The organism is Gracilibacillus orientalis, from assembly GCF_900114645.1.
Lineage (GTDB): Bacteria > Bacillota > Bacilli > Bacillales > Amphibacillaceae > Gracilibacillus > Gracilibacillus orientalis.
This window is the reverse complement of record NZ_FOTR01000001.1, coordinates 322,525-349,416: the sequence shown is the minus strand read 5'-3', so window position 1 is coordinate 349,416 and position 26,892 is coordinate 322,525. Positions and strand designations below refer to the sequence as shown.

The following is a 26,892-nucleotide window of genomic DNA, read 5'->3' as shown; positions in this document are numbered from 1 at the left end:
GAAACCCTATTATTTTTGTCCGTCATCATGCTAATAAAGGACAAAATTCAGGAAATTCTATCATTTTTGTCTTTACCCTTATTTCACCTGGGCAATGGTAATACCATCACCAATTGGGACTAGTATTGATTCTAATTGCGGATGGTTTGCTACCGATTGATTAAATTCTTTCATTAGTGTTGTATAACCTTTAGGTTCTACCTCATCATCAGCGACACTGCCTCTTGCCAACACATTATCGATAGCAATCACGGCATTAGGTTCTGCCAGTTTGATGCATTGCTCTAGATAATTCGAATAGTTTCCTTTATCGGCATCAATAAAGAAAAAATCAAACCGTTTATTTTCTGCTTCCAGTTTTTGAAGACTTTCTAAAGCAGGACCAGTTAAGTATGTTATCTGGTCTTTGAAACCGGCTTTAGTAAGATTATTTTCTGCAAGTTTTGCATATTTTTCTTCTAATTCCAAAGAGGTAAGCGAGCCGTTCTGTCCAAAACCTCTTGCAATACAAATGCCGCTATAACCGCCAAGGGCACCGATTTCCAACGCGTTTTTGGCGCCTGAAATGGAGACTAACATAGTTAAAAATTTTCCGGATGAAGGTGATACGGAGATGTTAGGCATCCCATTTTCCTTGATGGAAGTAATTACTTCTTCCAGTAAACTATCTTGCGGGTCAAATACAGAATCCACGTATTGATTAATTTTCTTCATTCTGTTCTTCACATCCCTTTTGGTTGTTGGTATCCGTTTCTTGTAATTCAAACAGTTGTTTAAATTCCTCCATCATCATATCAATTGCTTTTAGTTCACCAATCAATATTTGTTGGATTGATTGAAATTCTGGTTGATCTAATTGTTGTTGAATAGTTGAGCGCTTTAGCTTCAAGCGTTCTAAGAAAGCGAGAGCCTTCCCACGACGAAATGTCTTGGCACCCCGTTTTTTATGATGGACATGGTGTTGAGTCCCATCCCGTTTGTCACTGTTCATTTGTCATCTCCTATTCTTTTCGTTCATTGTATACATTCGTATACAAAATGTCAACTAAACCATATTCCATTATTTAGAAATTGATGCTGAATTAATTGGTACTAACCATCAAAATTGGATTGTCTTATTGAGAAATAGCAAAACTGTCCGTGAGTGAAGTCTCACTTTATATGTTAGTTTATTAAGACCTAAATTAAAGGACATTATATGACTAATATATAATGTCCTTTCTTAGTTCAACTACTGCGATAGTTTGAAAAACCGAACTTCAAAAGTCAATCTTTAATTTTTAATCCCATTAAGGATGCAAATTGGATTGCTTGAATGGTCGATACCTTACAACCTTTCAAATTATCAATTGAAACAATTAAAGATTCAAAGTTTGATGAACTTATATCTATTCCCTTTAATGATGTTTCTTCAAAACTTACTCCATTAATATTGCAATAAAGGAATTCAACTTTTTTGAATTTACAATCATAAAAGTCGGCACTTTCTAATGAAATATCTTCGAATGTCACTTTCTCTAACTTTGAATTCCCAAACATCGCCATGTTTAAAATCGATTTCTCAAACTTAACATTGCCAATATACGATTCGGTTAGGTCGCTCCCGAGAAGTTTACAGTTATAGAATACGACTCGATTCATGGAAGCATTGCGTAAATTAGTATTGGATAGATCACAATTCTCAAAGCGCACATCGGTAATATCAATTTTACTGAAATCGGTATTTATGAATTTACAATTTTTAATTACAGTATTGTATAGACGTACTCGATCAAGGACTTCATTGACAAACTCAGAGTCTGTAATGATACTCATCTCAAATTCTGGATCTTCTTCATAATAAATGTCCGTAAAATTCCTTGCCGTTAAATTTTTAGCTATTTTAGGTGCATCAATTTTCATTTCTATACCTTCTTTCGGGAGTCAATAATAAGTTAGCAACTTTTGATGAATCTTTTAGTCTATATTCGTTATCATGTAGAAGACACTTCTTCTGTATGATATGTGATTCTCAGCAAATCAACTATATCAAACGTTAGGATGTTTTTCATGTCTATGCACTTGTCAATGACGATATTTTAACTTTACTAGATTACGTTTTTCTAGGTGCGAAAGTTGAGTAATATATAAGAAAGAGGATATATGCTCATATATCCTCTTATTAGTATAGTCTATAATGGTAATAACTTTGGTTACAAAAGCAGCTATGATTCCAACAATTGCTACTAGAAAAGCAGGAAGATAGATTTTTAAAAATGTGATGTAACCAATTATACCAAGTAAAATGGATATGATAGGGAATATGAAAATGATCAGTGGAATAGTATGGATCTCAATTCCTCCTTAAGATACAATCAATCTTCGTCATATAGTGTACCATCTACTTTTTTGTTCCTTCTACAGCCTTGTGATTGTGCATCTTTTCTGATCCATTCCTTATAGTCCTTAATGGCTTTTTTAAGCATATCTTTCTCTATCAGTTTATCTTGAAGCATTTGTTCTCCCTTGGTTTCAGCGACATCTGCCCAGATTGAAACTGCAGTCTCAAAGCTTTCCTGTCCATGGTTTACTTCCTCATGCTGTGATGTTACCTGTATCTGATTTAATCTACTTTTCTCAAACATTTCCCTTAAATGATCAGCTATTGCATTGTCCATATCCGCATCTCTCCGCCATCTCAAAAAAGCATCATAGAAATATTTCATCGATTCTGGAACTTCTGGATACCATTTTAATTTTTCGTGATTGTAATCAAGCACTACTACTTTTCCGCCTGGTTTTACTGATTTCACAAGATTATTTAATGCTTGTTGAGGTTGATCCAGCCACTGTAACACAAGGGAAGTAGTGACGATATCGAATTGATTTTCGAACGGAAGGTTGTAAATATCCGCAATCTCAAAAATAATATTGGGATAACGTTTACGAGCTGTGTCAAGCAATGTTGGGTTGTTATCTATACCTACTACCTTTCCGTTTGCACCAACGGCTTCGGCAATACCAGATGTAATCGCTCCTGTACCACAACCAACATCTAGGACTGTCATTCCAGGTTCTAATAGTTCAGCTAATCTTTTATGAGATTGTGACAAACTGCGAGCATCAATTACTGATGAGTTATTTAATGTTGCTCGTTGCTTTGCTTTACTATTTGCTTTTGTCATGGACATTCACCCTTTATTTCGGTTTTATCGTCGTGACTAATTGTTCCTGATCTGTGATATAAAAATCCATTTCCAGTCGTTCTTTGATTAAGTTAAGCTGTTCTAATTTGAAAAAACTTACTTTACGATAAGGATCATAATCAATTATCGGTAATTCCTTCTTTTGTGCGATATATTGATCAACTGCCCGCTGTACTTGATCCAATGCTTGGGCAATATGTTTATCTTTATCCTCGAATAAGTCATAGGTCTCTTTTGACATATAATATTTTTTTGCTGGAATCGCCTTTAAAATAGGAGCAAGTAATGTATAGTCTAACGATAAATCGTCTTTGATCAATATTTTTAGTGGAATATTTGGTGGTAAATCTTTGCTGTATTCATGAATAGCGGAACGTACTTCTTCTAATGATATGTCCTTTGTTGGGAATTTTTCGGCTTCTTTTTTCTTTTTTTTAAACCACAATTATATCACCTCAATTTTTTTCGAAAATTTTATAAAAAAAGGCCACTCAGTTGCTTCTTCTAAGAAAATTATAGCAAATTTCTCCTGAATTGATAGTCCAACTAGCAAATTCGGGCTAATTTCTGTTGTTTTATATCCATTTTTATCAAAAATTGCTACATTATAGTGGAATACTTTGAAGGAGGAATAAGAAATGGAAATTTTGATGGAAAAGATTAAAGAAATCAGTCCGACCACATTGGCAATTGTCGGTTATGAAGCGGAGGAGGGGTTTTTAACACGAGTGATTGAGTATGAAGAAGCAGATGATTATGAAACAACCTTTAGTACGCAACAAGTTATGGGTATGACGTGTAAAGCGTTTGGTATTAGCTTAAAAGGGTTAATTGAAGGGGCGAGAATGTTAAGTGGAATCACGCACAAACCACCAATTGCAGTTGATAGGATAAGCGGAATGTACTTTTTTCTGTCCAAAAAAGGTTTGAAGCCTGCTATATAAACGTTTTAAATAAGTGTGATACTGTATATGATACTATTTTATCAATTTTATAGCATCTGCGGGCTTAAAATCATTGTTCATATGGTCGATTGCTTCTTCTTCTTTATTAGGATATAAATGGGCATATTTATCGTAAGTCGTGGATATTTTAGCATGCCCTAGACGCTTGGAAACGATTTGTATGTCATAACCATTATTAATCAAATATGATGCGTGTGAGTGTCTAAAATCGTGTAATCTGATCGGTTTCAAATTTGTACTATTTTTATAATTTAAAAAACGTCCTTTGATAGTGGCGAAAGGGTAAGGACTGTAAAATTTACCGAATGCATAATAGTCATTTTTAGGAGCCTGCTGTAATTTTAGTTGTTTTAACATGTTCATCGTGTGGGTAGGCATTTTTATTTTTCTGATGGACGACTTTGTTTTCGGAGTTGTCACTATGTCATCTTTGTAAAATGTTTTATTGATATCGATCGTATTGCTGTCAAAATCAATATCTTTCCAGGTCAGCGCAGTTAATTCTCCAATCCTCGCCCCGCTATAAAAAAGAAACATATATAAAGTTTTATCTCTGAAATCATCTACCACTTTTAAAAATTCTTTAAATTCCTCAAGTGTCCAGTATTCCATTTTCTTATTATTGCTTGCTTGTATATTGCCTACTTCCCTAGCTATATTCAAATTAACGTATTCCATTTTTATAGAATAATTAAATATAGCAGATAAATACCCGTGTACGTTTTTTGATGTCGTGATTGACAATCTATCCAACAAAAAATCATGAAATTTCATAATGTCGCGTTTTTTAATATCTTGGATGTGTTTTCTGCCGAAAAAAGGATTGATGTAAAGACGACATTCTTTTTTCAAACGATGCAATGATGACTCTTTTCTTCTTTTTTCGTACCAAGAGATGTATTCATCTACCACATCAGTAAAAAATGGATTATCAGGGTTATCGATGGCAGCATTAAACACAATTTCAGACTCTGCTTTTTTTGCTTCTTTCTTCGTTTTAAATCCTCGTTTTAATACACGTTTACGATCTCCGTTTTTTAAATCAACATAGGTACTTACATAATACGTTCCTCGTTTTTTATCTTTGTAAATAGCCACTGTTATCCCTCCTTAATAGAATATACGTTCTGTTTTAGGCTTAAAAATTTTTTTGGAACCATTTAATAACGCCTAGAGGTTCAAAGTAAATTGTATGCTCATCTAAATCAACTGCTACACCATATCTCTCTTTATACCTGGTAAGTGCTTCTTCTAAAAAATTTTCAGTAACTCCTAAAAACTCAGATAATTCAAATCTGTTTTTTATGTTTTCTCGGTGGGCTTGTACAAATTTATGTAATGGTATTGTACGTTCATACGCCCAAGAACGTGCTACTTGTTCTTGTTTTCTATTGGTTAGTTTGGTTTGGTCTTGTATATTACCTACTGTTTTATGGTAGTGACCGAGTTCTTCTGCTAGAATGCAATACTTATCAGTGTAGGTGGGAAGAAATTTATTAATCCATATAACATTATTGCCGTATAGACCTTGAATTTTACCTTTTAAGGGCTCTTCATAGACGTCTATCCCTGAATATGTAGCTTCTTTTAGTAAAGATTCGTATTTCATGCGCAACGCCCCTATTTTTGTCTTTTGTTTTTTAGAAACTCTTTAAAACGCTCTATCTCCTCTAACTCTTCCTGGGTCCAGTCGCCTCCATCATGATGCGCGGCTATTGTATCCTCATCATCATTCTCGTCTATTTGATTTTGTCGTTGTTCATCCGAGATACGTTCTCTGCTGATGTCGTATCCCATTAGCCACGCTTCACTAACATTTAAAGCTTCAGCTAAGATATACAGTTTATCTTGTCTTGGTTCTGTTTTACCGTTCACATACTGACTTAGATCAGTTTTAGATATTTTCACACCATCTTTTGAATATTTTTGAGCAAGATTAAGGATATCTACTTGCTTTATATTCCTTTCTCTCATTAATTGCTTTAACCGTTGTCCGGTTGTTTCTTTCATTATAGTTACCTCCTGCCAAATAATTACATTCTCAATAGCATAGTTCAATTATATAGTAGATTGAACTTTTGTTCAATACTTTTATTCAATTTTATTGAACTTTTGTGTTGACGTTTAAATATTATGATGTTAAGATGTATTTAAGTTCAAATTAATTGAACTTAAACAGGAGGTGATCACATGACTTTTGACTACTCTAGTTTGAACGGGCGGATCATCGAAAGGTTCGGTAGCCAGTACAATTTCGCAAAGGAAATGGGGCTTTCGGAGCGTTCCGTATCCTTAAAACTCAATGGCAAAGTAGGTTGGAAACAAGTTGAAATTGCAAAAGCGGTGGAAATACTATCGATAGATTCGACGGATATTCCTCGTTATTTTTTTAATCTTAAAGTTCAAAAAAATTGAACAAATAAAGGAGTGAAAGTATGAAAGCTAAAAGAGGCGAATTAGCATGATTCCTCAAGTCTTAATTAAACGAAAGGAAAACAAACTTAAACAATGTGATGTAGCTAAAATATTGCACATCGATAAGCAAACTTACTACTTGAAAGAAAATGGTAAGAGTGAATTTACGATTACTGAAGCCAAGAAGCTAGCGATTTATTACGGCTGCACGTTGGATGAATTATTTAACTAAAAGGAGCGTGAATTAAATGACAGGAATACCAACTGCATTACATCTAACTGAAAGTGAACTGAAGATGTTTATGAACACATACAAGCAACACATGAGCGCAATAGGAACTGAAGAGTGTGACCAATACGCCATACGCAACATCACAAAAGTAAAACGAAATATCCCAGAACGATGTTTCGAGGTTTATTTCAAAAACGGAGAATGGTTTAAATATTACACAAATGGAACTTTGGGGTGAAGCAAATGCGGATTGGATACATGATCGATCTCATTCATCGTTTCAACAGCATCAAACGCAGTAGCGTCAATCAGTTAGAAAAGATCGATTCATTAAATAGATTAATTTCTGACATGGAAGAGGCATTCGAAATACCGACTGATGACTCTTACGCAATGCGGGAGTTTAAAAAGAATAATGAGTTCTTATTTAACTTCTATATGGAGGTCAAAGACCAAAGGGAGGTAACAGCAGATGCAATGGTTACTTATTAGTTTCATAGTTTTGGCTTTACTAGTTGGATTATATAACCTTGCGATTGGAAAATTGCAGTCTGAAATCGCTGAGAGATCGGAGGATAAGGAATGAGAGAGATTAAGGTTCGCGGATATGCAATTGAAGAAATGATCGGAAGTCAGTGGATGTATGGTACAGGAATTTTCGTGAGGACATTCACTGATGAATTTGCAAAGTTAGCTGGAAAGAAACATGAGTATTTCATATTTATGGATTCCGGTTGGATGGAAGTTCATGGCGAATCAATCGGTCAATATACAGGATTAACCGACAAGAACGGAAAAGAGATTTATGAAGGGGATTTCGTCATCGTAGATAATACTTGGGGGGATGTAGTCAGATATCACCAAGGATGCTTTATGGTTGATGATGATGTTCTTGGAGCGATCCATTCATTTTCGGAGGTTCAGAGGAACATATACGAAAATCCCAAGTTATTGGAGTATGAGTAACATGCCATTCACTGATCAATTTCTAAAAAAGGATAGAGCCTTATCATTACTTTATCGAGCGGAAATGGACAAGTACTTTAAGTTATCGATGGAGTGCTTAGATAAAGGTGAATTCACTAAATCAGAAATGCATTTTAATCATTTACAGTCACTCAGAAGAGAACTGATAAGAATGCATAGAGACAAAATGGCAGTTGATGCAGCACAAGACGGATTATATCGCCAATTGTCAGATAGAGAGTTAAACGCCAGACGAAATTGGTTTTGAAAGAAATGGCATGGACAGGCTCTATATGGTAGTCCTGTCTTGATGGCCATAAACAGCACACACAGATTAGCCTCTTCATTTAACCCTTATTCTCTGTTTGTGGTCATCAAGATGCGACTAGCATCAAATACAAATACATAATGAATCGAGGTGAAATCAAATGGCTCAAAAAGATTTAATTGTTGATCTTAATGATCTTGCTAATGGAGCGGTTGCTGAACATTTCAATTATGAACTTCAAAAGCTACTGGAGAACATAGCGGATCCTAACACTGATCATAAAGTGAAGCGGAAGTTACAAATGAACCTAACTCTAGAAACAAATGAGGAAAGAGAATTAGCAAATTGTACAATCCAGGTTAAATCAACACCCGCTCCACGTAAAAATGTGGGGTCAGTTATTATCATTGATCGAGATGAAAAAGGCAAAACAGTAGGTGCTGAATTGAAATCAGGTATTAAAGGTCAAACATACTTTGATACTGATGATACAGAACTAAGAGAAGATACCGGAAATGTGATTGATTATCGCGCTCAAAAAGAGGGAGGAAACAATAAATGATTAGAGAAGCAATTGAATATATTGTCGGACTAGGAAACAGAGAAACATTTAGTGAAAATGGACAAACTTATGTAACTGGAGATGTCCGCTTGTTAAAAGAACCGCTACCAGCAGAAATTGAAGTAAGTACTTTATCTGCACTTGTGCATTATGCGAAATCACAATTTGACGGAGAAGAAAATTTTTTAATTCATGTTGTGAGTCCGGCTAAGGTCCGCTTAATGTCATCACTAAATCTAGATGCAGAAAGATCGGTTTGGGTAGAAGCAAATGCCCTATTACCTAAAATTAGTTACGGTAGTTTCTATGATGTTGAAAGATTTAACATCTTATTGCAATCATGTTTTGTGAAAAATGAGGATAAAGACATTCTTTTAAAAGTGGTCGGAAACATCAAAGAGGAAGCTGTTAACAATGTTGGAGATGACGGTATTTCACAGACTGTTACAGCAAGAGCAGGTGTAGCAAATATAGCGGAAGTAGCGGTTCCTAATCCTGCCCTATTAGCACCATATAGAACATTTGTTGATGTCGAACAACCGGAGAGTAGTTTTGTTTTCCGTATGCAGTCAGGTGGTCCTGCTTGCGGATTATTCGAAGCGGATGGCGGCGCATGGAGAAATGAAGCTATGGATAATATAAGAGACTATTTAACTGAAAATCTAGCAGAAGAAATCGAATCAGGGAACATACACATTTTATCATAATGGGATAGCGGTTGTACCGTTATCCTCTCTGAGGAGGGTGATTGGTCAATGAATGAATTAACTAAAATATTTGAAGGTCAACAACTAAGAATTATCGATCAAAATAACGAAACTTGGTTTGTTGCTAAAGATGCTTGTGAAATTTTAGAAATAAAAAATCCTACTCAAGCATTACAAAGATTAGATGATGATGAACGGTCTATGTTCAATATAGGTCGTCAAGGAAACGTCAACGTTGTAAATGAATTCGGACTTTACAATCTCGTACTAGGTAGTCGGAAAGCAGAAGCCAAAAGATTCAAACGATGGGTAACTCACGATGTAATACCATCAATTCGACAAACAGGTAAATATGAAATGGGAAATGCTTCTTACACTATAGAAGATCCAATTAAGAGAGCTGAACGTTGGATTGAGGAACAGAAAGAAAAGTTGATGTTGGAGCAACGTGTGAAAGAATACGAACCAAAAGTCAGTTATGTAGATAAGATCTTAGAATCTAAGGATTCAGTCAATATTACGCAAATAGCGAAAGATTATGGTCTTAGTGGTCAGAAGCTGAATCAGATACTACATGAGGATAAGGTCCAGTACAAAATGAATGGTCAATGGTTGCTATATGGCAAACATCAACAAGAAGGTTATACCAAATCAAAAACAACGGAATACAAAAAGCACGATGGATCCACCGGTACCAAATTGCATACCAGGTGGACCCAAAAAGGACGTTTATTCATTCATGAGATTCTTAAAAAGAGAGGGATTTATCCTCTTTTAGAAAGAAATCAAATGAATCATGTAGGGTGATGTTACAGCATCCCCTACTCATTGATTATACACTAAAGATCTCAAAACGAACAAGAGAGGGATAAAAATGGCTAAATTTAGAATGGTACACACTGAATTCTGGAACGATCCAAAAGTAGTTGAAGAATTTTCTCCCGAAGATAAATTTTTCTATTTATATTTACTAACAAACTCCAAAACAACACAAATTGGTATATATCAAATTACTAAAAAGCAAATAGCATTTGATACTGGTTATTCCTTCGAGAGTATAAATGCCATAATGGATCGATTTATTAATCATCATCAATTAATTAAATATAATGTTGAAACAAGAGAAGTTGCAATTAAAAACTGGGGCAAATATAACCTTAATCGTGGAGGAAAACCTGTTATCGACTGTGTGAAGTCTGAATTAAATGAAGTGAAAGATACAGATCTAATACGATTTGTTGGGGAACGCATTGATAAAAAAGAAATAAAAATACTCTTCATACCTTGTGACGAATCGGGGAACGACACGCAAGACGACTCGTCAAACGAATCGACTAACGACTCGTCAGCGACAGGTGGACAAGAAAAAGAAGAAGAAAAAGAAGAACAACAAGAAAAAGAAGAACAACAACAACAAGAAGATCTTAGTGGTGGTGGTCGTGATTCTGATTTTGAGGAAGTTATTCTTTTCTATCGAGATAATTTGCAAAAAGGGATAACGGAAACAACTTTCAATATCGAATTGATTACTCAGTTTTTTGATGAATGGGGAAAAGAACTACTCTTAGCTGCCTTGAAACTATCCGCTCAAAAAGAAGCGAAAGGAACCGCTTTTGTAGAAGCTGTTTTAAAGAACTGGAAAGAGTACGGTGTCAAAAATCTTGATGATGCACGAAGGTTTCAAAATCAACTTAAACAGAGATCTGGTTCCTATAACAACAAACCGCAAAAAGATATTGTTCCAGATTGGTATGAAAAACAAAAACAGGAACGATCACAAGGAAAGCAATCTCAGATCACAGACGAAGAAAAACAAAGAAATGCTGCAGAAGCGGATCAACTCCTAGAAGATTATTTAGCAAAAACAAACTAGCGCTTTAACTGGAGAGGTGATCAATTGGGAAATTTAGCGGATGTTGAACAAACAGCAAGTATTATAAATAACGCAATTCGAGATCTGCCAGATACATTTAACAAAAATAAAAATGAAGTCAGTCAATTAGAAAATGAAATACAGGACTTGCTTCATGTGATTGAGTTTTCTAGCTTCAATGCACATGAAGGTTGGAAATTATCAAAACAATTAAAAAAGGCTAGAACAAAGAGAAGAACGCTCAAGAATGAAAATGAACAAATTGAACCGCTTCTCTCATTCTGTAAGAAGACTAGAAATTACTTAGGCGAACTAGATGATGTGATTCAAGATATTCATCAAGTTAAAAAGAATCAGAAAAACAGAACATATCGTTGCAGAGTACTAGAGGATTTACAAAATAAATTCTAAGGATGTGCTGCAGTTGAAATGTGTGGAATGCAAAGAAAAACAGGCGATATTTTGGGGAGATAAACTGTGCTGGAACTGTTACGAAAAATTGTACAAGCAAGGTGATTGTAATGATGAAACTGGGAGAAATTTCACCATATTCAAAAGAGCAGCAACTAGGCAAAAAAATCAAAAAAAGCAAAGACTTCAGTCCAAAAGTAAAAAAACAAATATTCGAGCGTGATCAATGGCGTTGTGTTAGATGTGGATCTTATTACTTGGAAAGAGTACCGCATCACATTATCTATAAATCGGACGGTGGAACTGGTGAGAAAAGAAATGGTGCATCTGTTTGTATAAGTTGTCATCGATTAGCTCATAGAAAAGATGAAATTCGAAGATGGTTTGAAAAATGGAGAGATAAATACTTAGATCACAACGGTGATTTATTGTAGGTGATCGTAATGAATAAAGAATATTATAAGTGGTTGCAAATTGCGAAAGACAACGGAATACATTCCAATCTATATTGGCGAAGAGTAAAAGAGCAAGGATGGAGTTACAAAAAGGCAGCAACTCAAAACGTGAGAAAATGTCAAAATAAAATCGAGCGTGATGTTGCTATATACAAAGGAGACACTTTTATTGTCTTTGGTAGTAAATCATTTGTTGCGAAATACCTTGGAAAAAGCACTCAAGAGATAACGCAATTATGTACTCCATCTATCCGTGAAATAGCGGAAAAAAGTTCAAGAATGTACGGTATTTATTTAGAAAATTAGGTGGTGAGACGTTGAAAAGAATATTGAACTATCCAGGCAGTAAATGGGGTATGGCTCGGTGGATTATTGATCATATGCCAAAACATGAAGTATACCTGGAACCATTCTTCGGGAGCGGAGCAGTATTTTTTAATAAAGCATCAGTGAAGATTGAAACAATAAATGACATAGATGGCCGTGTGGTGAATCTATTCAGAGTAATACGTGACTATCCTGAAGAGCTTGCTAGGTTAATAGCCTTTACTCCGCTATCAAGACAAGAATATAAAGAAAGCTATTTGGTGCATCCGGATCCGCTCGAAGATGCTAGACGATTCTTAATAAGATGTTGGCAAGCAATAGGAGCCAAAACATCAGACATAACCGGTTGGCGTTCTTCCATATCAGTTAACAGTCCCAAGAACGCAAAACAATGGGACGCGATACCTACCGTAATTACCGAAGTTGCTACCAGGTTAAAAAATGCTCAAATCGAAAATCAGGGAGCTTTACAACTTATCCAAAGATATAACAGGCAAAACGTATTAGTCTATGCCGATCCACCTTATATCATTTCAACAAGATCTAATAGGCATTATGCGCACGAAATGAAAGATCAGGACCATGTAGATCTACTCGAGGTATTAACAGATCATGAGGGACCAGTACTTCTTTCAGGTTATAAAAATGAATTATATCAAGATTTCTTAAAAGATTGGCATATTGAAGAAAAACAAGTTTTAGCGGAAGCTGGAGCGAAAAAGTCAGAAATACTTTGGATGAACCCTATTGCTGCAGAGCAAATGAGACAGTTTAATTTGTTTGAGTTAGATAATAACATATGAGGTGATCTCATATGAAATTAGGAAAAACCTATTACATGTACTTGAGTTGGGCCAAGCAAAGAGGAATACCAACAAGTGAATTTTATTCAAGAGTGAAATATCGAGGATGGAAAGTGGAAGATGCTGCTAAACTTCCACCTGGTAGCAGAAAGCCTAGGTATAAAGAGGAGTGATCACATGAACATAGAAGAAGTTAAAGAGCATATCAAAGATAAAATCGAAAACTTTAAATCAATGCACAGGATTATGCAAGACGATTACGGTAAAGGTGCTATTGAAGCTTTAGAAGGTTTATTACATGAAATTGAAATGATGGAAGAACAGGAGTGATCAAATGAACGATCAAGAACGGTTGGACAAAATCATGGAAGAAGTAGAAATAAATGTTGACGGTATTACTGAAGAAATAAGAAGTTATGAATTAACCCCAACACAATATGAATGGTTCCTTGTGAAAATGGGAGAAAAGCAAGAGTTAGAAATGCTAAGAAAACATGACGCTAAAGATTATGCACAGTTACATTATTTTCTTAATGGCAGGACTAACAGGTTGGGTGAAAGTGTTGTAAATATTATTATTGATCTCGTTAAAGAATTAGAACAACAAAACAAACGGTATGAAGAGTGGCTAGAATATATATCTAAAATTGAACAACCAGACGGTGGATATGTTTCTGGAATCGAAGTTGCCGTTACAGCTGCTAATAATGCATTACAAAACAAATAGTGAGGTGAATAACTTGAAAAAACAAAAAGTAGTAAGGACATATCCGAAGAATTTTATAAATCCAACAATGGCATTAAATAAAGCTTTGAATGATGGATGGGTAGTCGTGACGTCAAATCCATTTAATTGCGGGAACGGACAAGAAGGAACGGAGTACATTCTCGAAAAGGAAGCGTAATTTCGTATTAAAAAACAAATAAGAGAGGTAGGCAAACTGATGCTAAACAGAGTAGTACTAGTAGGAAGATTAACCAAAGATCCAGACTTAAGATATACACCAAATGGAATAGCGGTTGCTAAATTCACCGTAGCTTGTAATAGACCATTCTCCAATCAGCAAGGACAACGAGAAGCAGACTTCATTAATTGTGTAACCTGGAGAAAGCAAGCTGAGAATCTAGCAAACTATATGAGTAAAGGAAGTTTAATTGGTTTAGATGGTCGTATTCAAACGCGTAACTTTGATAACCAAGATGGTCAGCGAATATTCATGACAGAAGTAGTAGCAGATTCAATTCAGTTTTTAGAAACAAAGAGCGGATCTAATAACGGTCAAGGAAACAGCAATTCAACTCAAGAAAATAATCAAAATCAACCGAATCAAAATACAAATCAGAGCAATCAAGGAAATACCAGTGATAACAACACATTCCAAGACAGCGGAGAACCAATGGATATTTCTGATGATGATTTGCCCTTTTGACCAGGTGATCTTATGATTATATGTAGTGGAGAGAGAAGAGAAAAACAGTGACGGTGAAGAATTAAAGATAATAAATACATTTGATAGTAAACCGCGTAAGTTTAGCTACATTATTTTTGTGAAGTAATATGAATTTGACGAAAAAAACGAAGTAGGAAGGGGAATGAAATTGATACCTAAAACTAAAGAAGAAAGACTTCAAGTAATAAATAAAATAATTCGTGAAATTGCTTCGAGAGGACGTAAATTTTTCTACAATGAAGACAAAAATAGATACGCTGAAATGGTTATCGAAAAGAGTAAAGTTTATTTTATTGATGATTACACAGGTGAACGTGTTTATGCTTACAACACTGTGCAAAACGAACATAGAGGTTTTTCGCATGGTGGAACTATGTGGGGATTAGTCAATGATTTTAGAGAGTTTATAGTTAAGGGTGAATATACAAATCACAACAATGGGTACGGCGGTCTGTACTGTCCTCATTGGGGATATCCAGAAGAGGATATGCAAGCAATTATTTATGTCGCTAAGGATCTAGGTTACTTAGAAAATTAATATGTAGTTCGTTTATAAAGGGAGATAGGGAGCGTTTCAAAATTGACGAAGTATGAAAAAACAAAACAATTTTACTTAGATATAAAGAAATCAAACAGTAAAGTAATAGCTAAAGATGCAGTAACACATCATATGGCCAACTTAATTACAAGAGTAACGGAACTTGAAAGGAAAATGAATAAATAGTTACTACCCTGTCTCTAACCAAGAAACTAGTATTATAAATTCGTTGAGACAGGATAGAACCAACAAAGAACAAATGTTCCTCTTCGAGATTCATTATAGCATCTTGAAAGGGGAAAAGAAATGAATATTGAGAAAAACACTATTTATAACATGGAATGCATTCAAGGAATGAAGTGTATTCCGGATAAATCAATAGATATGATTCTATGTGATTTACCATACGGTACTACTAATTGTCGGTGGGATGAAATTATTCCTTTTGATGTACTATGGGAACAGTATAAGCGGATTATTAAAGATCACGGAGCAATTGTACTAACCGCAAGTCAGCCATTCACTTCTAAGTTAATTGCAAGTAATATGAGTTGGTTCAGGTATGAATGGATATGGAAAAAGGGGAAACATACAACCGGTTTTCAGAATGCTAAAAAGATGCCTTTAAAAAATCATGAAAACATCTGTGTATTTTATAAAAAGCTACCAACTTATCATCCGCAAGGTATTGTTCCACTTCTTAAAGTGAGAAAAAGTAGAAGGAAACGTGTAGGTGGTATTTTTAAAGAAGATGATACAAGTCTCATGAAAGAATATACGACCACACATACAAATTACCCTAAATCAATTTTAGATTTTGCAAGAGACAGTAAAACTTTTCATCCAACCCAGAAGCCTTTCACATTATTTGAGTATCTTATAAAGACATATACAAACAAAGGTGATGTAGTTTTGGATAATTGCATGGGAAGTTTTACAACCGCTGTTGCATGTGATAATACACAACGAAATTGGATTGGATTTGAGCTTGAAAATGAATACTGTGAATATGGCATAGAGCGAATCAATAAAAATAGGGAAGTTCTTAGAATGAAAGAATTACAGGGAATTAGGAGTTGTTAGGATGACTGAAAGTAAACGAGAGTCCATAATTCAACAATTATCTTTAGTTAGCGGATATAGTGAACAGTACTTTCGTAAATTAACCGATCGTCATTTACGGAAAGAAATGGAGCGCTATCATGGGAAGGACAATTGATGAGAAGATCGATGAAAATTTACGTGAATTCAAACGGTACCAGGTAAAGTTAAGACAAATAGCGGATGATGATATTGTCACTAGAATAAATGTACTTGCTGAGCAACTGGTTTTTATCGGTCGCTTGGCAAGTATCTTCTCCGAACTAAACAAACAATTATATGCTTATCGCAAACAAGTACATACGGAAGCATATTTAGCAGCTAAAAAACACAAGAATGCTATGGCTGAAAAAGCAGTTATTCAAATAAGACATGAAGAAGCGGAAGCATACGGTAACGCAAGAAAATGGAATACAGCATTTATCACTACAAGAGAAGAAATAAATGCGCTTAAGTATAAATTTAAGATCAACGAAGCGGATGGTAGCAACTATACGAATTACTAGATTGTGAGGGATTAAATTGCAAGAACTACAAATTACAAAATCCACATTTAAAAAAGTTGAAGCAGAATGGTTTAATTATCATAAGACATTGAAAGAAATTAAATTATTAGAAGATTCCATTCTACATCCATTTGAAGAGGACCCAGATGACCCGACTATTGTCAAAGGTACTAACTCTGTAAGAATGCCTGGTAATCCTACAGAAAGAACCGCTACGAGATTAACAACACATAAGCAATTGAGTTACCTTCGAGAGGTTACTAGTGCGATTGAAACTGTTTATAATGAATCTCCAGATAATTATAAAGATTTAATCCGGTTAAGATACTGGAAAAGAAATAATAAGTTAACATGGATCGGAATAGCTTTTCAACTGAATATTAGCGAACGACAAGCAAGAAGATGGAGGAATGAAATTGTACAAGCTACTATAGAGATTTTAGGATGGAGATAGATTGTCCGAATAATGTCCGTTTTATAGGGGTAAATCTGTGTATTGTGCTAGTATAGGGAAATAGTAAAAGACACTCGCTACAGATTGATTGTGGGTGTCTTTTTTATGTTTATAAACATAATAATTATGTAGATACTATTTATGAGGTGATACAATGTGCTGGCATGGTACTTACAAAAAAGTAAAAGTCATAAATCCAGATCAAAGTGAAAATGTCGTGGCAGTAGATGCATGTATTGCTGATGAGATCCAATTGTTGAATAAGAACAGAATTATAACTTTAGGTTGTTGTTGTGGCCATGGGAAAGCTGGTCAAATTGTTGAATACAAAAATGCATTTGGTAATTGGAAAACCTATCATTCCCCACCTATAACTCTAATAAAGGAAGAAAGTGTGGAAAAATCAAAAAAGGCGGGATACAAACCTTACCCTTATCATTACGTTGATGGTAAACAAAACGGAGTATGGCAGATGCAACTTAAAACAGGGTGTGTTACATTTCAAGAATGTGAAGAGTGGCATCGATTAAATGAAATAGATAACTAAAAAAAGAAGAGGTATTGGACCTCCTCTTCCTTTTTTCTAATTATCCAGTGTGTTGACTACGATAACACCAATAGCAACCGTTATAACTTTTTTGTAAAAGTCTATAAACATAGTTATAATCATCTGTTCCTTCTTTGTTGATTATTTCATCAAGTTGACAATTAGCTGTGCGGTAATCACGACGATGAATTTCTTTACCTGAACCATGATTAATAATATATTTTTTCACACTCTCACCTCCTTTACTAGTACATTCGACATATTAATTATAAATCCCTGCAAAATAAGCAGGAATAATTACCTTTTGTGTCGAATAAAGTTCATAGAAAGAAAGGGTGTGTTATTGTGGAAACTTCAGATTATTTAAATATGAGTATAAATATCATATTGGTACTAATAACCCTAGGAACTGTTATATACGCTAAAAAAAATGTAATAGCTACAGACTCACCCAGAGTCATAATTACCAATTATAAAGAAACTTATTCTCATAAGGATGAAAATTTTTTTAAGGTAGGAGTAAGTGTGAAAAATTTTGGTAATGGAGTGGCTATAAAGACGTTTTTATTATTAATAGTTGTTGATAAACAAAAACGAAAACATTACTTTTTATCAAAACCAATTTCAGGTCTAGAAAGTAAAATGATTAGGGAAACAGAGATTGAATTAACTAGAGAACAGATTAGTAATGAAATGATCACTTCAATGGAAAGTCCCAAAAAATATGTTGGTGCATTTGTGATATCGCAAGACTTTTTTAATAATCTATATTGGTCACCAATAACATTTACTAAAAATGAAATACATCTACAGGATTTCGTAATACCAATCAATCGTATTTCTAAGTTAAGTTTAAAATACAGAATAGTTAAGAGACAAATTAAGAAAACTAAAAAGCAAAAAAACACTTACGTTGATCGTATATCAAATAATGGTATTGTAATAGAAAATATAGATCAAAAATTTATAAAGAAATAAAAAGACATCTCATAACAAGGTGTCTATTTTTAGTGCGAAAAGGCATTCACTGCTTATTCGGTCGGTGCCTTTTTATTATGGAAAAACAAACCAACTAGTGATAAAATCCTAGGTAGTACATACTTAGGAGTGGTGGGTTTGAAAAAGTTATTATTTGTTTTAATAAGTGTTTTATTTTTAACTGCTTGTGGTTTTGAGGTTGAGGAAAATGAAGAAGAAGGAACAGAGGAAATAGAGAGTAAAACAGAAGAAGTCGAAGGTGAACCATTAGAAGGCTTTGACATTACTGAAGAAGCAATCCGAGAACGAGATGAGTTTATTGCAGCTTTTAATGATTATGCAGATAGCACAGAGTTTGGGGTGCCTGAGATATCTCATAGTGATATACAAGAAATTCGCAATGAGGAAGATAGCTATAAGCAACTAATCCATGACGAAGAGGAAGAGATAAACGTTAAGTATAATGAAAACGGAGAGTTAATTGGATATGAAATAGCGTTCCATAATGATTCAGAAGACAGTGTTGTTTACGCTTCTCTGATCCCTAAAGCGCTAGACCTTGATATGTTTAATTTAACAGAACGAATAAGTGAGACGTTTGAGACAGATGAAGAAGTATATTCTGATAAATATACAGAAAATGAATATGAAGTATCTTTAGTATATGCCACATCACTTGGTTACTACATAATAAATTTTAATAAAAACAATTAAGACATCTCAACACGAGGTGTCTTTTTTATTATATAAAAAGGAGAGTGTAGATCATGGCAGACAATAAGTCGTGCGAAGGTAAATTAACTACATTAGAGTGCTTTTCTTGCGGTTTTAGAGAAGTATTCACCGAACGACAGTTTAATTTTACAGATGGTCTTTCATGTTATCTGTGCAACGGACCAGTTAGTCCTTCGATAACTAAGTCAGGTGAAACTGTTAGAAACAGGAGAATGAAGAAAGTGAAAGACTATCAAGGTGTCGACTGGGCATCTGGTAAAGATCATACAGCAATTAACATTAGAGTCGATTGCGAGGATGCACTCAAAGGATTAAAAGCAGTCCAACGTGAAGCTAAGAAAACTACTGCAGTGTTGAAAGAGTTGGAAGAACAACAGAAGAAACATAACACCGACGTGATAATTAAAACCTTATCCGATCTTCATAATATCCCTGAAGACGAAATAAGAAAGAGCGATATGAAAGTTGTGATCAATAAAGATTGTGGTGGTGATCAATCATGAAACTAAGCTGTGACAACTGCAATAATACTTTTAATGTAGATCAGATCAAAGACATCAAGCAAGATAAGATAAAGGATGACATCGAAAGGCATTATATTGCATGTCCAAACTGCCAACATAAATATACAACGCATTATGAAAATGATGCCATAAAAAATATCACGGCAGAAATTAGCACTCTGCAGAAAAAGGCACCCTTAAAAATCAAGCAGAAAAACAGGCTAGATAAATTAAGAACCAAGGTGCGGTTTATGTCTCAGACATTGAAAGCTGATGTGGAGAAACATGGTTAACAAACCACTGAAACCTTGTGGAGAAATCAGCTGTGGAATACTGACCAGGGAAACGTACTGTGAAATCCATAAGAAAAGCGCACAGGAAATATCACAGAAAATTTATAGAAAATCTAGAGACAAAAATATTGATGGATTCTATAAATCGTATCAATGGCAGAGACTAAGGGCTGTAGCATATGAAAGAGACAAAGGGCTATGTCAACGATGCTTAAAGCGAGGTACATTGAAGCGTGCTGACGTGGTCCATCACATCGTTGAAGTACTTGTTGATTGGTCAAGACGTTTCGATCTCGGTAACTTGGAGTCAGTTTGTCACGCTTGTCACAACCGCGAACATAAGACAGGCCCCCGGGGTTAATTTTTTATGAATCGGTTTTTCTAGAGCGACTCGCCCTCAAACGCTCACAAAAATCCGTTTTTGAATATTTTTTGAAGGAGGTGTAATTGATGGCTGGAAGAAATAAACAACCATTATCCGTAATCCAGGGCAAAGGAAAATCAAATCACTTAACAAAAGACGAAATTAAGAAGCGGCAAGAGCAGGAAAATCAGGTGAAGGGCTACACCGATAATATTGAAGCTCCGAGGTACCTAACCAAAAAGCAACGAGAGGAATTTGATCGTATCGCCTACGAACTTTTGCGACTCGATATTTTTTCAAATTTAGATGTCGATAGTTTAGCCAGGTACATCGACTCGAAAACCCAATACCTTGACTTGATCAGGCACATAAAGAAAATAAAACCAACTGAAATCGTCGAGATGAACGGCAAGAAGAAGGCTTTTGCTAATGAGGATTATCCAAAGTTAATGCGAGTAAAAAATACGCTCTTCAACGAATGTCGTGCTGCCGCCAGTGATCTTGGTCTGACAATTACATCTCGCTTAAAATTGGTTATTCCAAAAACGGAAAATAAAAAGACTGAATCAGAGTTTGAAAAGAAGTTCGGTGATGTATAAATGCATAACGTTGCTGCAGAACCTGGACTTAGAGTACGACTAATAAAATATAGCGAAGAGGTATTAAGCGGTGAAGTGATTGCTTGTGAAAAACACAGGTGGGCATGTCAGCGTTTTTTATATGACATCGAAAGAGAAGGAACTGAAGACTTCCCTTATATTTTTGAAGAAGATCGCGGTGAATTATTTCTTGATTGGATGAGATTATTCAAACATCGGAAAGGCGTTTTAGCGGGTCAGTACATTGAACCTCACATCATACAAGAATTTAACTTCGGCAATATTTATGGATGGGTTCATGAAGATACTGAGTTAAGACGATTCAATAAAGGGTACTGGCAAGTAGGTAGAAAGAATGCTAAATCACAATCATTAGGTGCTTCTGGTAGCTATGAAGCATCAGCATTTGGTGAGCCTTCTGCAGAAGTCTATTGTGCTGCAACTAAAAAAGACCAGTCTAAAATTGTTTGGGAAGAAATAGAAGCTATGATCATGGGCAATCCAGACTTGCGTGAACGTTTTAAAGTTGCTTATGGCACTATTACACATTTGAAAAGCGGATCCATCATAAAGCCATTAAGTAAAGAGGATAGAAAAACCGGTGACGGTACAAACCCAAGCGCATTCTTTATCGATGAATACCATGCGCATGAAACAATGGAGATATACGATATAGGTGATTCCGGTATGGGTGCAAGGCTACAACCGTTACTCATGATTATTACTACTGCAGGGTTCGACTTAAATAAACCTTGTTATCGTGTCGAGTATCAATATGTTTCAAGAATATTAGATCCCAACGATCCGATTGAAAATGATAACTACTTTGTGATGATTAATGAATTGGATAAAGATGATGACATAAAAAATGAAGAAAACTGGCCAAAAGCCAATCCTATTTTATGTTCTTATGAAAATGGCATTGAATATATACGTAAGCAATTAAAAGTAGCGTTGGATGTCCCAGAAAAAATGAAAAACTTTTTAACGAAAAACATGAATATCTGGGTTGATGCAAAAGAAGATGGATATATGGAAATGTCTAAATGGAAAAAATGCGAGTCTGAAGAAATTGATTTAAAGCAATATCCAGTTTGGGTTGGTATTGATTTATCTACTACAACAGACTTATCAAGTGTTGGTTTAGTGTTCCGATTACCAGATAACAAATTTGCGGTAAGGCAACATTCTTTTATGCCAGAGGATAAATTACAGGAGCGAATTAATAGCGATCGAGTTCCTTTTGACTTATGGGAAAAACAAGAATTTTTAACTACTACACCAGGCAGTGTAGTTGATTATAGTTATATCGAACAGTATATATTAAATTTACGTGATGAAGGCTATGATATCCAAGAAATCAATTACGATAAATGGAACGCAACTCATTTTGCTCAAATGATGGAAATGCAAGGTTTTGAGATGGTGGAGATTCCACAAATGCTAAGACATTTATCAGGTCCAACAAAAGATTTTCGTAAATTTGTTTATAGTAATAACATAATCCATTTCAATGACCCGTTGCTATCTTGGGCAGTAAGTAACGCCATCCAAAAGCAGGATGCTCAAGAAAATATTATGCTGGATAAGTCAAAATCAAGAGAGCGAATTGACCCAATTGCAGCTGTTATAAATGCATTTTCACGATCTATGAGTAACGAATCAAATGATATCAGTAACCATTTCTTAAATAACTGGACCATGTAGGAGGTAATAATCATCGCAAAAACAATTGCTAATTTCATAACAAGTTTTCTTACAGTGTTCTTCGCCAAATGGTTGGAGGATTTTTTAATTTTAACAGGAGTCGCTCTTGCAGTGATTAACACGTACTTAATTTCTGTTATCGACACTAACATTTTAGCTGGTAACTATGTACTTGCAGCTGTACTTATCTTAATTGGCATAATCATTGCAAGGAGGTGAAGGAGGTGATAGACATTGATATTTAAACAAGCCCTGTCCCCAAAAGGGGAAACTACAGACTTAAAAAATCCAGCTCCATGGTTTATGAAGATGTTTGGTCATGAGTCAGCAAGCGGTGAAAAAGTAACCGTGAATTCAGCTTTAGCAATTCCTACCGTTTATCGATGCGTGAACATCAAATCAAATGCGATTGCGATGTTGCCTTTTCAGATGTATAAGCGGACAAGCAAAGGTAGGGAACGTGAAAAAAATCATATTGTATCGAAGTTATTGGAGAATAGACCGAACCCTTATCAAAGTCCTTTTAAATTCAAGCATTTAACCGAAACGCATCGTAATACCTGGGGTAATGCGTACATCAATATTAACTGGGGAGCGGACGGCAGACCGAAAGAGTTATGGCTATTAAACCCAGCAAATACCGATCCGGTTGTAGATGTGAAAACAAATGAATTATGGTACTACACCACTTTACCAAACGGTGAATATGTAAGGATTGGCCATGGAGATATTATTCATCTCACTACTTTATCTACTGACGGTTTGAAAGGTAAGCCGCCTATTCAAGTTGCTAGAGAGTCAATAGGGAGTAGTCAAGCGGCTCAGAAATTTAAGGGTAAATTTTATAGACACGGTGCATCTAATAGTGGCGTGTTGAAAGTGCCTGGCATGTTAAATCCAGAAGCTAAAGATGTAGTTCGCAGTGAGTGGGAAAAAGCAAACACTGGATTAAACAATGCTCAACGTATTGCTATTTTAGATGCTGGATTGGAATTCCAAAGTATATCGATGCCGTTAAAAGATGCTCAATTTGTAGAAAGCATGAAGTTTGACAAAAGTGAAATTGCTACTATGTTTGATATTCCACTTCACATGGTTAACGAATTGGATCGAGCAACCCACTCGAACATTGAGCATGAGAATTTATCTCTAATCATGTTTACGTTGAGTCCAAACCTAAAACAATATGAAGAAGAGTTTTCGTATGTTTGTTTTTCTGAACGTGAACAAAAAAGGTATTATTTGAAATTCAACCTTGAAAGCTTATTAAGAGCAGATAAGAAAACGCAAGCGGAGTATTATCAAATAATGCTTGATAAAGGTGTATACAACATCAACGAAGTACGTGAACTGGAGGATAAGAATGCAATAGAAGGCGGAGATAAACACAGGGTAGATCTTAATCATGTATCACTTGATATTGCAGATGATTATCAATTAGGAAAAGCAGGCTTGAAAGGGGGTGAGGGAAATGAAGAAGACTAGACATTATCCTATTTTCATGAGTGCAGGTACTCAAAGCACAAATCAATTAATGACGGTTAAGAACCTCACCGAAACATCTGCAGACCTTTATATCTATGGTGAGATCATCGATAACACCGATTTTAAGTGGGATGAAGCAGATGTGATGCCAGAGGATGTATTAAATGCATTGAAACAGGTAGATGGACTAGATAATTTAAACATATTTATTAATAGTCCGGGCGGGTCCGTTTTTGCGGGGTTAGCCATTTACAATATGCTGAGTCGCAATAAAGCGAAAAAGACAGTTCATGTAGATGGCGTAGCTGCATCGATGGCTTCAGTTATTGCAATGGTCGGTGATACCATTCATATTCCGGCAAATGCTTTTCTTATGATCCACAATCCTTGGACGATTGCTGTTGGAAATGCCAATGATTTTCGAAAACTAGCGGATGATTTAGATACGATTTCAAGCGGAGCATTGAATGTCTACAAGGGAAATTTAAAAGAAGGCATCACGGAAGAAACGATACAAGAATTGTTGGACAACGAAACCTGGTTAAATGGTGAGGAGGCTGCCAAGTATTTTAATGTTGAAGTGGCAGATGCGAAAAATTACGCTGCATGTGCTAGTGATGTCTTAAACAGATACGATAAGACACCACAGAAGTTACTAGCAGATAAACAAAATAATGAACCACCAACCGTTACCCAAGAAAATGAAGAAGTAGAAAAAATCAAATTACAAAATGAGCTGGACCTACTAAGTATATAGAGGTCTATTTTTTATGCTCAAAAGGAGGAAAAGGAATTGAAAACACTAATTACTAATGCACTAACCAGTGCAATGTTTAGCTTATCAACAAATAAAAATGTTCTTTCGGTGAAAATGGATGGCGCCATTGGTATGACCAAGCGCGAGCAAGAGTTACGTCAAAGTGTAGCGGATCTTAAAGACGAAGCACAAGCGCTTCAGGATGATGGGAAGTATGAAGAAGCAAAAGCAAAATTAGAAAAAGCAAAGGCAGCTAAAAATGATCTTGATAATTTCTTGGCACTACAACAAGATTTCCAAGGATTAGCCGTTCCGGAACCACAAGCACGAGGTGGCCAGTTGCCCGGTGATCCGAAACAAAATAAAGACAAAGAATACCGTGCACTATTTTTTAAAGCCTTACGAGGTCATAAATTATCAGATGACGAAACGGAGGTTATGGAGAAATTCTATGCTCGTCTTACTGCGGAAAATGGTGAAGACGGCGGGTATATTATTCCCGAGGATATTTCTACTCAAATTAATGAGTTGGCGCAAACAACAGATGATTTACGTCAATACGTAACGGTGGAGCCTGTTACTACAAACAAAGGATCCCGTACACTTGAAAGACGTGCCGATCATACTCCTTTATCACCATTGTCCGAATACGGAGATCCGAACGCTATGGAAGAGGTAAATTCGCCTAAGTTTGATCGTTTATCTTATAGCATCGAAGATTATGCAGGTTTCTTGCCTGTTGCCAATACTGTTTTAGCTGATACAGATCAAGCTTTACGGGCTTATCTAGTGAATTGGATTGCTAAAAAATCACGAGCAACAAGTAACCATCTTATTTTGCAACAATTAAACACTTTGGATAAAACAAATTTGGATGATTACAAAGGGATTAAAACTACCCTCAACGTTACATTAGATCCTGCATTTGCAGAAGGCGCATTAGTTTTCACGAACCAAGATGGGTTTAACTATCTAGATCAATTAGAAGATAAAAATGGCCGTCCATTGTTACAACCAGACCCAACTCAAGCAACACGTAAATTGCTCTTCGGAACGCATCCGATTGTTAAGTTATCTAATAAAACAATTGCCACCCAAGCAGGTATGGCGCCGTTTATTATTGGGGATTTGAAAGAAGCGATCGTGTACTGGGATCGTCAACAAATGCTTTTAGATATGACTAAAGAAGGCGGGAATGCTTGGAGAAGTAACACTACTGAATTCCGCGTAATTGAGCGTGAAGACGTTACGAAGTGGGATGAGGAAGCAGTTATATTTGGCCAAATTGATATCACAGTAGTACCGGAAACTGAACCAACACCAGAAGTTTAATTTAAAAATAATATTTAGGAGGTAGTTAATTATGAAAGCTAAAGTTCTTAAGCGTTTTAGAGATAAAGAGACAAAGCAGGTTTATGCCCCGAAAGGTAAAACTAATTCTGTTTATGAAGGATCCGAGGAAAGAGTAAAGGAGATTGCGTCGAAAGGATATGTGGAAATTGAAGTCCACGACGACCATTCATCTATTCTTGATGGTAACGTAGAAGAAGTTAAAAAGAATGCAGACGGTCTAACAGTAAAAGAAGCGAAAGAATTATTAGAAGCTGAAAAATCTGATAAAAATCGAAGTGGAGTCGTTAACCATTTTGAATCTTTAATTGAAGCAGCTGAAGGAAAACCACCAGAAGAGGGCGAATAATATCGC

Annotated in this window: 46 protein-coding genes; 37 read left to right on the top strand and 9 right to left on the bottom strand. The window is 35.5% G+C overall.

Annotated elements, in window-relative coordinates; genetic code table 11:
• Nucleotides 1-78: 78 nt before the first annotated feature.
• The 5 genes from BM121_RS01700 to BM121_RS01680 form a co-directional block, all read right to left on the bottom strand.
• The gene (locus tag BM121_RS01700) at nucleotides 79-714 is read right to left on the bottom strand and encodes an O-methyltransferase (RefSeq protein ID WP_091480255.1); all 636 of its coding nucleotides are present in this window, start codon (nucleotides 712-714) and stop codon (nucleotides 79-81) included.
• A complete protein-coding gene (locus BM121_RS01695) occupies nucleotides 701-991 on the bottom strand; it encodes a hypothetical protein (protein ID WP_091480251.1) in 291 nt (96 codons plus the stop codon). The genes BM121_RS01700 and BM121_RS01695 overlap by 14 nt, the downstream gene beginning before the upstream one ends.
• Before the next feature lie 275 nt (nucleotides 992-1,266).
• The gene (locus BM121_RS01690; protein WP_091480248.1) at nucleotides 1,267-1,902 is read right to left on the bottom strand and encodes a pentapeptide repeat-containing protein; all 636 of its coding nucleotides are present in this window, start codon (nucleotides 1,900-1,902) and stop codon (nucleotides 1,267-1,269) included.
• A gap of 452 nt (nucleotides 1,903-2,354) precedes the next feature.
• Nucleotides 2,355-3,164, bottom strand: coding sequence for a class I SAM-dependent methyltransferase (locus BM121_RS01685; protein ID WP_175495277.1), 810 nt, complete (start codon nucleotides 3,162-3,164; stop codon nucleotides 2,355-2,357).
• 13 nt (nucleotides 3,165-3,177) lie between these two features.
• Complete coding sequence (locus BM121_RS01680; RefSeq protein ID WP_091480241.1) at nucleotides 3,178-3,630, bottom strand: DUF3939 domain-containing protein; 453 nt, start codon at nucleotides 3,628-3,630, stop codon at nucleotides 3,178-3,180.
• 193 nt (nucleotides 3,631-3,823) lie between these two features.
• Between BM121_RS01680 and BM121_RS01675 the strand changes: the two genes are divergently transcribed.
• The gene (locus BM121_RS01675) at nucleotides 3,824-4,129 is read left to right on the top strand and encodes a competence protein ComK (protein ID WP_245780704.1); all 306 of its coding nucleotides are present in this window, start codon (nucleotides 3,824-3,826) and stop codon (nucleotides 4,127-4,129) included.
• A 33-nt stretch (nucleotides 4,130-4,162) separates the two neighbouring features.
• On the opposite strand, the gene BM121_RS01670 is transcribed toward BM121_RS01675, so the two are convergent.
• The 3 genes from BM121_RS01670 to BM121_RS01660 are packed head-to-tail and all read right to left on the bottom strand — an operon-like array spanning nucleotide 4,163 to nucleotide 6,160.
• Entirely contained in the window at nucleotides 4,163-5,248 is a 1,086-nt protein-coding gene (locus tag BM121_RS01670) for a tyrosine-type recombinase/integrase (RefSeq protein ID WP_091480237.1), read from the bottom strand.
• 40 nt (nucleotides 5,249-5,288) lie between these two features.
• Nucleotides 5,289-5,759 carry an ImmA/IrrE family metallo-endopeptidase gene (locus tag BM121_RS01665; RefSeq protein WP_091480233.1) on the bottom strand — a complete coding sequence of 157 codons (471 nt, stop codon included), beginning with the start codon at nucleotides 5,757-5,759 and terminating at the stop codon, nucleotides 5,289-5,291.
• Nucleotides 5,760-5,770: 11 nt separating this feature from the next.
• Nucleotides 5,771-6,160 (bottom strand): helix-turn-helix domain-containing protein, encoded by a 390-nt coding sequence (locus BM121_RS01660; RefSeq protein ID WP_091480230.1) that lies wholly within the window; start codon nucleotides 6,158-6,160, stop codon nucleotides 5,771-5,773.
• Nucleotides 6,161-6,340: 180 nt separating this feature from the next.
• Here BM121_RS01660 and BM121_RS01655 point away from each other — a divergent pair, with 180 nt between their 5' ends.
• The 25 genes from BM121_RS01655 to BM121_RS01555 all read left to right on the top strand — a co-directional run bounded on the left by BM121_RS01655 (nucleotide 6,341) and on the right by BM121_RS01555 (nucleotide 17,766).
• Nucleotides 6,341-6,565: a DUF739 family protein gene (locus tag BM121_RS01655; protein WP_091480226.1), complete on the top strand. Its 225-nt coding sequence runs from the start codon at nucleotides 6,341-6,343 to the stop codon at nucleotides 6,563-6,565.
• 46 nt (nucleotides 6,566-6,611) lie between these two features.
• Entirely contained in the window at nucleotides 6,612-6,797 is a 186-nt protein-coding gene (locus BM121_RS01650) for a helix-turn-helix transcriptional regulator (protein WP_091480222.1), read from the top strand.
• 243 nt (nucleotides 6,798-7,040) lie between these two features.
• On the top strand, nucleotides 7,041-7,289 hold the full coding sequence (locus BM121_RS01640; protein WP_091480216.1) for a hypothetical protein: 249 nt from the start codon (nucleotides 7,041-7,043) through the stop codon (nucleotides 7,287-7,289).
• Nucleotides 7,290-7,379: 90 nt separating this feature from the next.
• Nucleotides 7,380-7,763, top strand: coding sequence for a YopX family protein (locus tag BM121_RS01635; protein ID WP_091480212.1), 384 nt, complete (start codon nucleotides 7,380-7,382; stop codon nucleotides 7,761-7,763).
• Nucleotide 7,764: 1 nt separating this feature from the next.
• The gene (locus BM121_RS01630) at nucleotides 7,765-8,031 is read left to right on the top strand and encodes a hypothetical protein (RefSeq protein ID WP_091480208.1); all 267 of its coding nucleotides are present in this window, start codon (nucleotides 7,765-7,767) and stop codon (nucleotides 8,029-8,031) included.
• A gap of 160 nt (nucleotides 8,032-8,191) precedes the next feature.
• Nucleotides 8,192-8,593: a replication terminator protein gene (locus tag BM121_RS01625; RefSeq protein WP_091480204.1), complete on the top strand. Its 402-nt coding sequence runs from the start codon at nucleotides 8,192-8,194 to the stop codon at nucleotides 8,591-8,593.
• Nucleotides 8,590-9,300 carry a hypothetical protein gene (locus tag BM121_RS01620; protein ID WP_091480201.1) on the top strand — a complete coding sequence of 237 codons (711 nt, stop codon included), beginning with the start codon at nucleotides 8,590-8,592 and terminating at the stop codon, nucleotides 9,298-9,300. The genes BM121_RS01625 and BM121_RS01620 overlap by 4 nt, the downstream gene beginning before the upstream one ends.
• 48 nt (nucleotides 9,301-9,348) lie before the next feature.
• A complete protein-coding gene (locus tag BM121_RS01615) occupies nucleotides 9,349-10,107 on the top strand; it encodes a phage antirepressor (RefSeq protein WP_091480197.1) in 759 nt (252 codons plus the stop codon).
• 67 nt (nucleotides 10,108-10,174) lie between these two features.
• The gene (locus BM121_RS01610) at nucleotides 10,175-11,173 is read left to right on the top strand and encodes a DnaD domain protein (protein WP_091480193.1); all 999 of its coding nucleotides are present in this window, start codon (nucleotides 10,175-10,177) and stop codon (nucleotides 11,171-11,173) included.
• Between the two features lie 24 nt (nucleotides 11,174-11,197).
• On the top strand, nucleotides 11,198-11,584 hold the full coding sequence (locus BM121_RS01605; protein WP_091480189.1) for a hypothetical protein: 387 nt from the start codon (nucleotides 11,198-11,200) through the stop codon (nucleotides 11,582-11,584).
• 113 nt (nucleotides 11,585-11,697) lie between these two features.
• Nucleotides 11,698-12,018, top strand: a complete 321-nt coding sequence (locus BM121_RS01600; protein ID WP_091480185.1) for an HNH endonuclease — start codon at nucleotides 11,698-11,700, stop codon at nucleotides 12,016-12,018.
• A gap of 9 nt (nucleotides 12,019-12,027) precedes the next feature.
• Nucleotides 12,028-12,345 carry a hypothetical protein gene (locus BM121_RS01595; protein ID WP_091480181.1) on the top strand — a complete coding sequence of 106 codons (318 nt, stop codon included), beginning with the start codon at nucleotides 12,028-12,030 and terminating at the stop codon, nucleotides 12,343-12,345.
• 11 nt (nucleotides 12,346-12,356) lie between these two features.
• Nucleotides 12,357-13,169 (top strand): DNA adenine methylase, encoded by an 813-nt coding sequence (locus tag BM121_RS01590; protein WP_091480178.1) that lies wholly within the window; start codon nucleotides 12,357-12,359, stop codon nucleotides 13,167-13,169.
• 11 nt (nucleotides 13,170-13,180) lie between these two features.
• Nucleotides 13,181-13,342 (top strand): hypothetical protein, encoded by a 162-nt coding sequence (locus BM121_RS21915; protein WP_175495276.1) that lies wholly within the window; start codon nucleotides 13,181-13,183, stop codon nucleotides 13,340-13,342.
• Nucleotides 13,343-13,346: 4 nt separating this feature from the next.
• On the top strand, nucleotides 13,347-13,499 hold the full coding sequence (locus BM121_RS21910) for a hypothetical protein (protein ID WP_175495275.1): 153 nt from the start codon (nucleotides 13,347-13,349) through the stop codon (nucleotides 13,497-13,499).
• A 4-nt stretch (nucleotides 13,500-13,503) separates the two neighbouring features.
• A complete protein-coding gene (locus tag BM121_RS01585; RefSeq protein WP_091480174.1) occupies nucleotides 13,504-13,896 on the top strand; it encodes a hypothetical protein in 393 nt (130 codons plus the stop codon).
• Between the two features lie 13 nt (nucleotides 13,897-13,909).
• Nucleotides 13,910-14,074, top strand: coding sequence for a hypothetical protein (locus BM121_RS21905; protein WP_175495274.1), 165 nt, complete (start codon nucleotides 13,910-13,912; stop codon nucleotides 14,072-14,074).
• Between the two features lie 39 nt (nucleotides 14,075-14,113).
• A complete protein-coding gene (gene ssb, locus BM121_RS01580; RefSeq protein ID WP_091480170.1) occupies nucleotides 14,114-14,599 on the top strand; it encodes a single-stranded DNA-binding protein in 486 nt (161 codons plus the stop codon).
• Nucleotides 14,600-14,762: 163 nt separating this feature from the next.
• Nucleotides 14,763-15,158 carry a hypothetical protein gene (locus BM121_RS01575; RefSeq protein WP_245780703.1) on the top strand — a complete coding sequence of 132 codons (396 nt, stop codon included), beginning with the start codon at nucleotides 14,763-14,765 and terminating at the stop codon, nucleotides 15,156-15,158.
• Between the two features lie 42 nt (nucleotides 15,159-15,200).
• The gene (locus tag BM121_RS21900; RefSeq protein WP_175495273.1) at nucleotides 15,201-15,344 is read left to right on the top strand and encodes a hypothetical protein; all 144 of its coding nucleotides are present in this window, start codon (nucleotides 15,201-15,203) and stop codon (nucleotides 15,342-15,344) included.
• Between the two features lie 120 nt (nucleotides 15,345-15,464).
• Nucleotides 15,465-16,241 carry a DNA-methyltransferase gene (locus BM121_RS01570; RefSeq protein WP_091480167.1) on the top strand — a complete coding sequence of 259 codons (777 nt, stop codon included), beginning with the start codon at nucleotides 15,465-15,467 and terminating at the stop codon, nucleotides 16,239-16,241.
• 1 nt (nucleotide 16,242) lies between these two features.
• Nucleotides 16,243-16,377 carry a hypothetical protein gene (locus BM121_RS22515; RefSeq protein WP_281244808.1) on the top strand — a complete coding sequence of 45 codons (135 nt, stop codon included), beginning with the start codon at nucleotides 16,243-16,245 and terminating at the stop codon, nucleotides 16,375-16,377.
• Entirely contained in the window at nucleotides 16,361-16,765 is a 405-nt protein-coding gene (locus BM121_RS01565; protein ID WP_245780702.1) for a hypothetical protein, read from the top strand. The genes BM121_RS22515 and BM121_RS01565 overlap by 17 nt, the downstream gene beginning before the upstream one ends.
• 16 nt (nucleotides 16,766-16,781) lie before the next feature.
• Entirely contained in the window at nucleotides 16,782-17,219 is a 438-nt protein-coding gene (locus BM121_RS01560; protein ID WP_091480165.1) for a transcriptional regulator, read from the top strand.
• 154 nt (nucleotides 17,220-17,373) lie between these two features.
• Nucleotides 17,374-17,766, top strand: coding sequence for a hypothetical protein (locus BM121_RS01555; RefSeq protein WP_091480162.1), 393 nt, complete (start codon nucleotides 17,374-17,376; stop codon nucleotides 17,764-17,766).
• Between the two features lie 40 nt (nucleotides 17,767-17,806).
• Here BM121_RS01555 and BM121_RS01550 read toward each other — a convergent pair whose 3' ends face one another.
• Nucleotides 17,807-17,995, bottom strand: coding sequence for a hypothetical protein (locus BM121_RS01550; RefSeq protein WP_091480160.1), 189 nt, complete (start codon nucleotides 17,993-17,995; stop codon nucleotides 17,807-17,809).
• A gap of 116 nt (nucleotides 17,996-18,111) precedes the next feature.
• Between BM121_RS01550 and BM121_RS01545 the strand changes: the two genes are divergently transcribed.
• The 11 genes from BM121_RS01545 to BM121_RS01495 all read left to right on the top strand — a co-directional run bounded on the left by BM121_RS01545 (nucleotide 18,112) and on the right by BM121_RS01495 (nucleotide 26,886).
• Nucleotides 18,112-18,744 (top strand): hypothetical protein, encoded by a 633-nt coding sequence (locus BM121_RS01545; protein ID WP_091480157.1) that lies wholly within the window; start codon nucleotides 18,112-18,114, stop codon nucleotides 18,742-18,744.
• 138 nt (nucleotides 18,745-18,882) lie between these two features.
• Complete coding sequence (locus BM121_RS01540) at nucleotides 18,883-19,458, top strand: hypothetical protein (RefSeq protein ID WP_091480153.1); 576 nt, start codon at nucleotides 18,883-18,885, stop codon at nucleotides 19,456-19,458.
• 53 nt (nucleotides 19,459-19,511) lie between these two features.
• On the top strand, nucleotides 19,512-19,982 hold the full coding sequence (locus tag BM121_RS01535; RefSeq protein WP_091480150.1) for a hypothetical protein: 471 nt from the start codon (nucleotides 19,512-19,514) through the stop codon (nucleotides 19,980-19,982).
• Nucleotides 19,979-20,275, top strand: a complete 297-nt coding sequence (locus BM121_RS01530) for a hypothetical protein (RefSeq protein ID WP_091480147.1) — start codon at nucleotides 19,979-19,981, stop codon at nucleotides 20,273-20,275. The genes BM121_RS01535 and BM121_RS01530 overlap by 4 nt, the downstream gene beginning before the upstream one ends.
• Entirely contained in the window at nucleotides 20,256-20,636 is a 381-nt protein-coding gene (locus BM121_RS01525) for an HNH endonuclease (RefSeq protein ID WP_342714384.1), read from the top strand. Before BM121_RS01530 ends, BM121_RS01525 begins: the two co-directional genes overlap by 20 nt.
• A gap of 89 nt (nucleotides 20,637-20,725) precedes the next feature.
• On the top strand, nucleotides 20,726-21,238 hold the full coding sequence (locus tag BM121_RS01520; protein WP_091480142.1) for a phage terminase small subunit P27 family: 513 nt from the start codon (nucleotides 20,726-20,728) through the stop codon (nucleotides 21,236-21,238).
• Entirely contained in the window at nucleotides 21,239-22,945 is a 1,707-nt protein-coding gene (locus BM121_RS01515) for a terminase large subunit (protein ID WP_091480140.1), read from the top strand. It abuts the gene before it with no gap.
• A gap of 234 nt (nucleotides 22,946-23,179) precedes the next feature.
• Nucleotides 23,180-24,430: a phage portal protein gene (locus tag BM121_RS01510; RefSeq protein ID WP_091480138.1), complete on the top strand. Its 1,251-nt coding sequence runs from the start codon at nucleotides 23,180-23,182 to the stop codon at nucleotides 24,428-24,430.
• Nucleotides 24,417-25,187, top strand: a complete 771-nt coding sequence (locus BM121_RS01505; RefSeq protein ID WP_245780701.1) for a head maturation protease, ClpP-related — start codon at nucleotides 24,417-24,419, stop codon at nucleotides 25,185-25,187. Before BM121_RS01510 ends, BM121_RS01505 begins: the two co-directional genes overlap by 14 nt.
• A gap of 132 nt (nucleotides 25,188-25,319) precedes the next feature.
• Nucleotides 25,320-26,519, top strand: coding sequence for a phage major capsid protein (locus BM121_RS01500; protein ID WP_091481222.1), 1,200 nt, complete (start codon nucleotides 25,320-25,322; stop codon nucleotides 26,517-26,519).
• Nucleotides 26,520-26,550: 31 nt separating this feature from the next.
• Nucleotides 26,551-26,886 (top strand): hypothetical protein, encoded by a 336-nt coding sequence (locus BM121_RS01495; RefSeq protein WP_091480135.1) that lies wholly within the window; start codon nucleotides 26,551-26,553, stop codon nucleotides 26,884-26,886.
• Nucleotides 26,887-26,892: the final 6 nt, after the last annotated feature.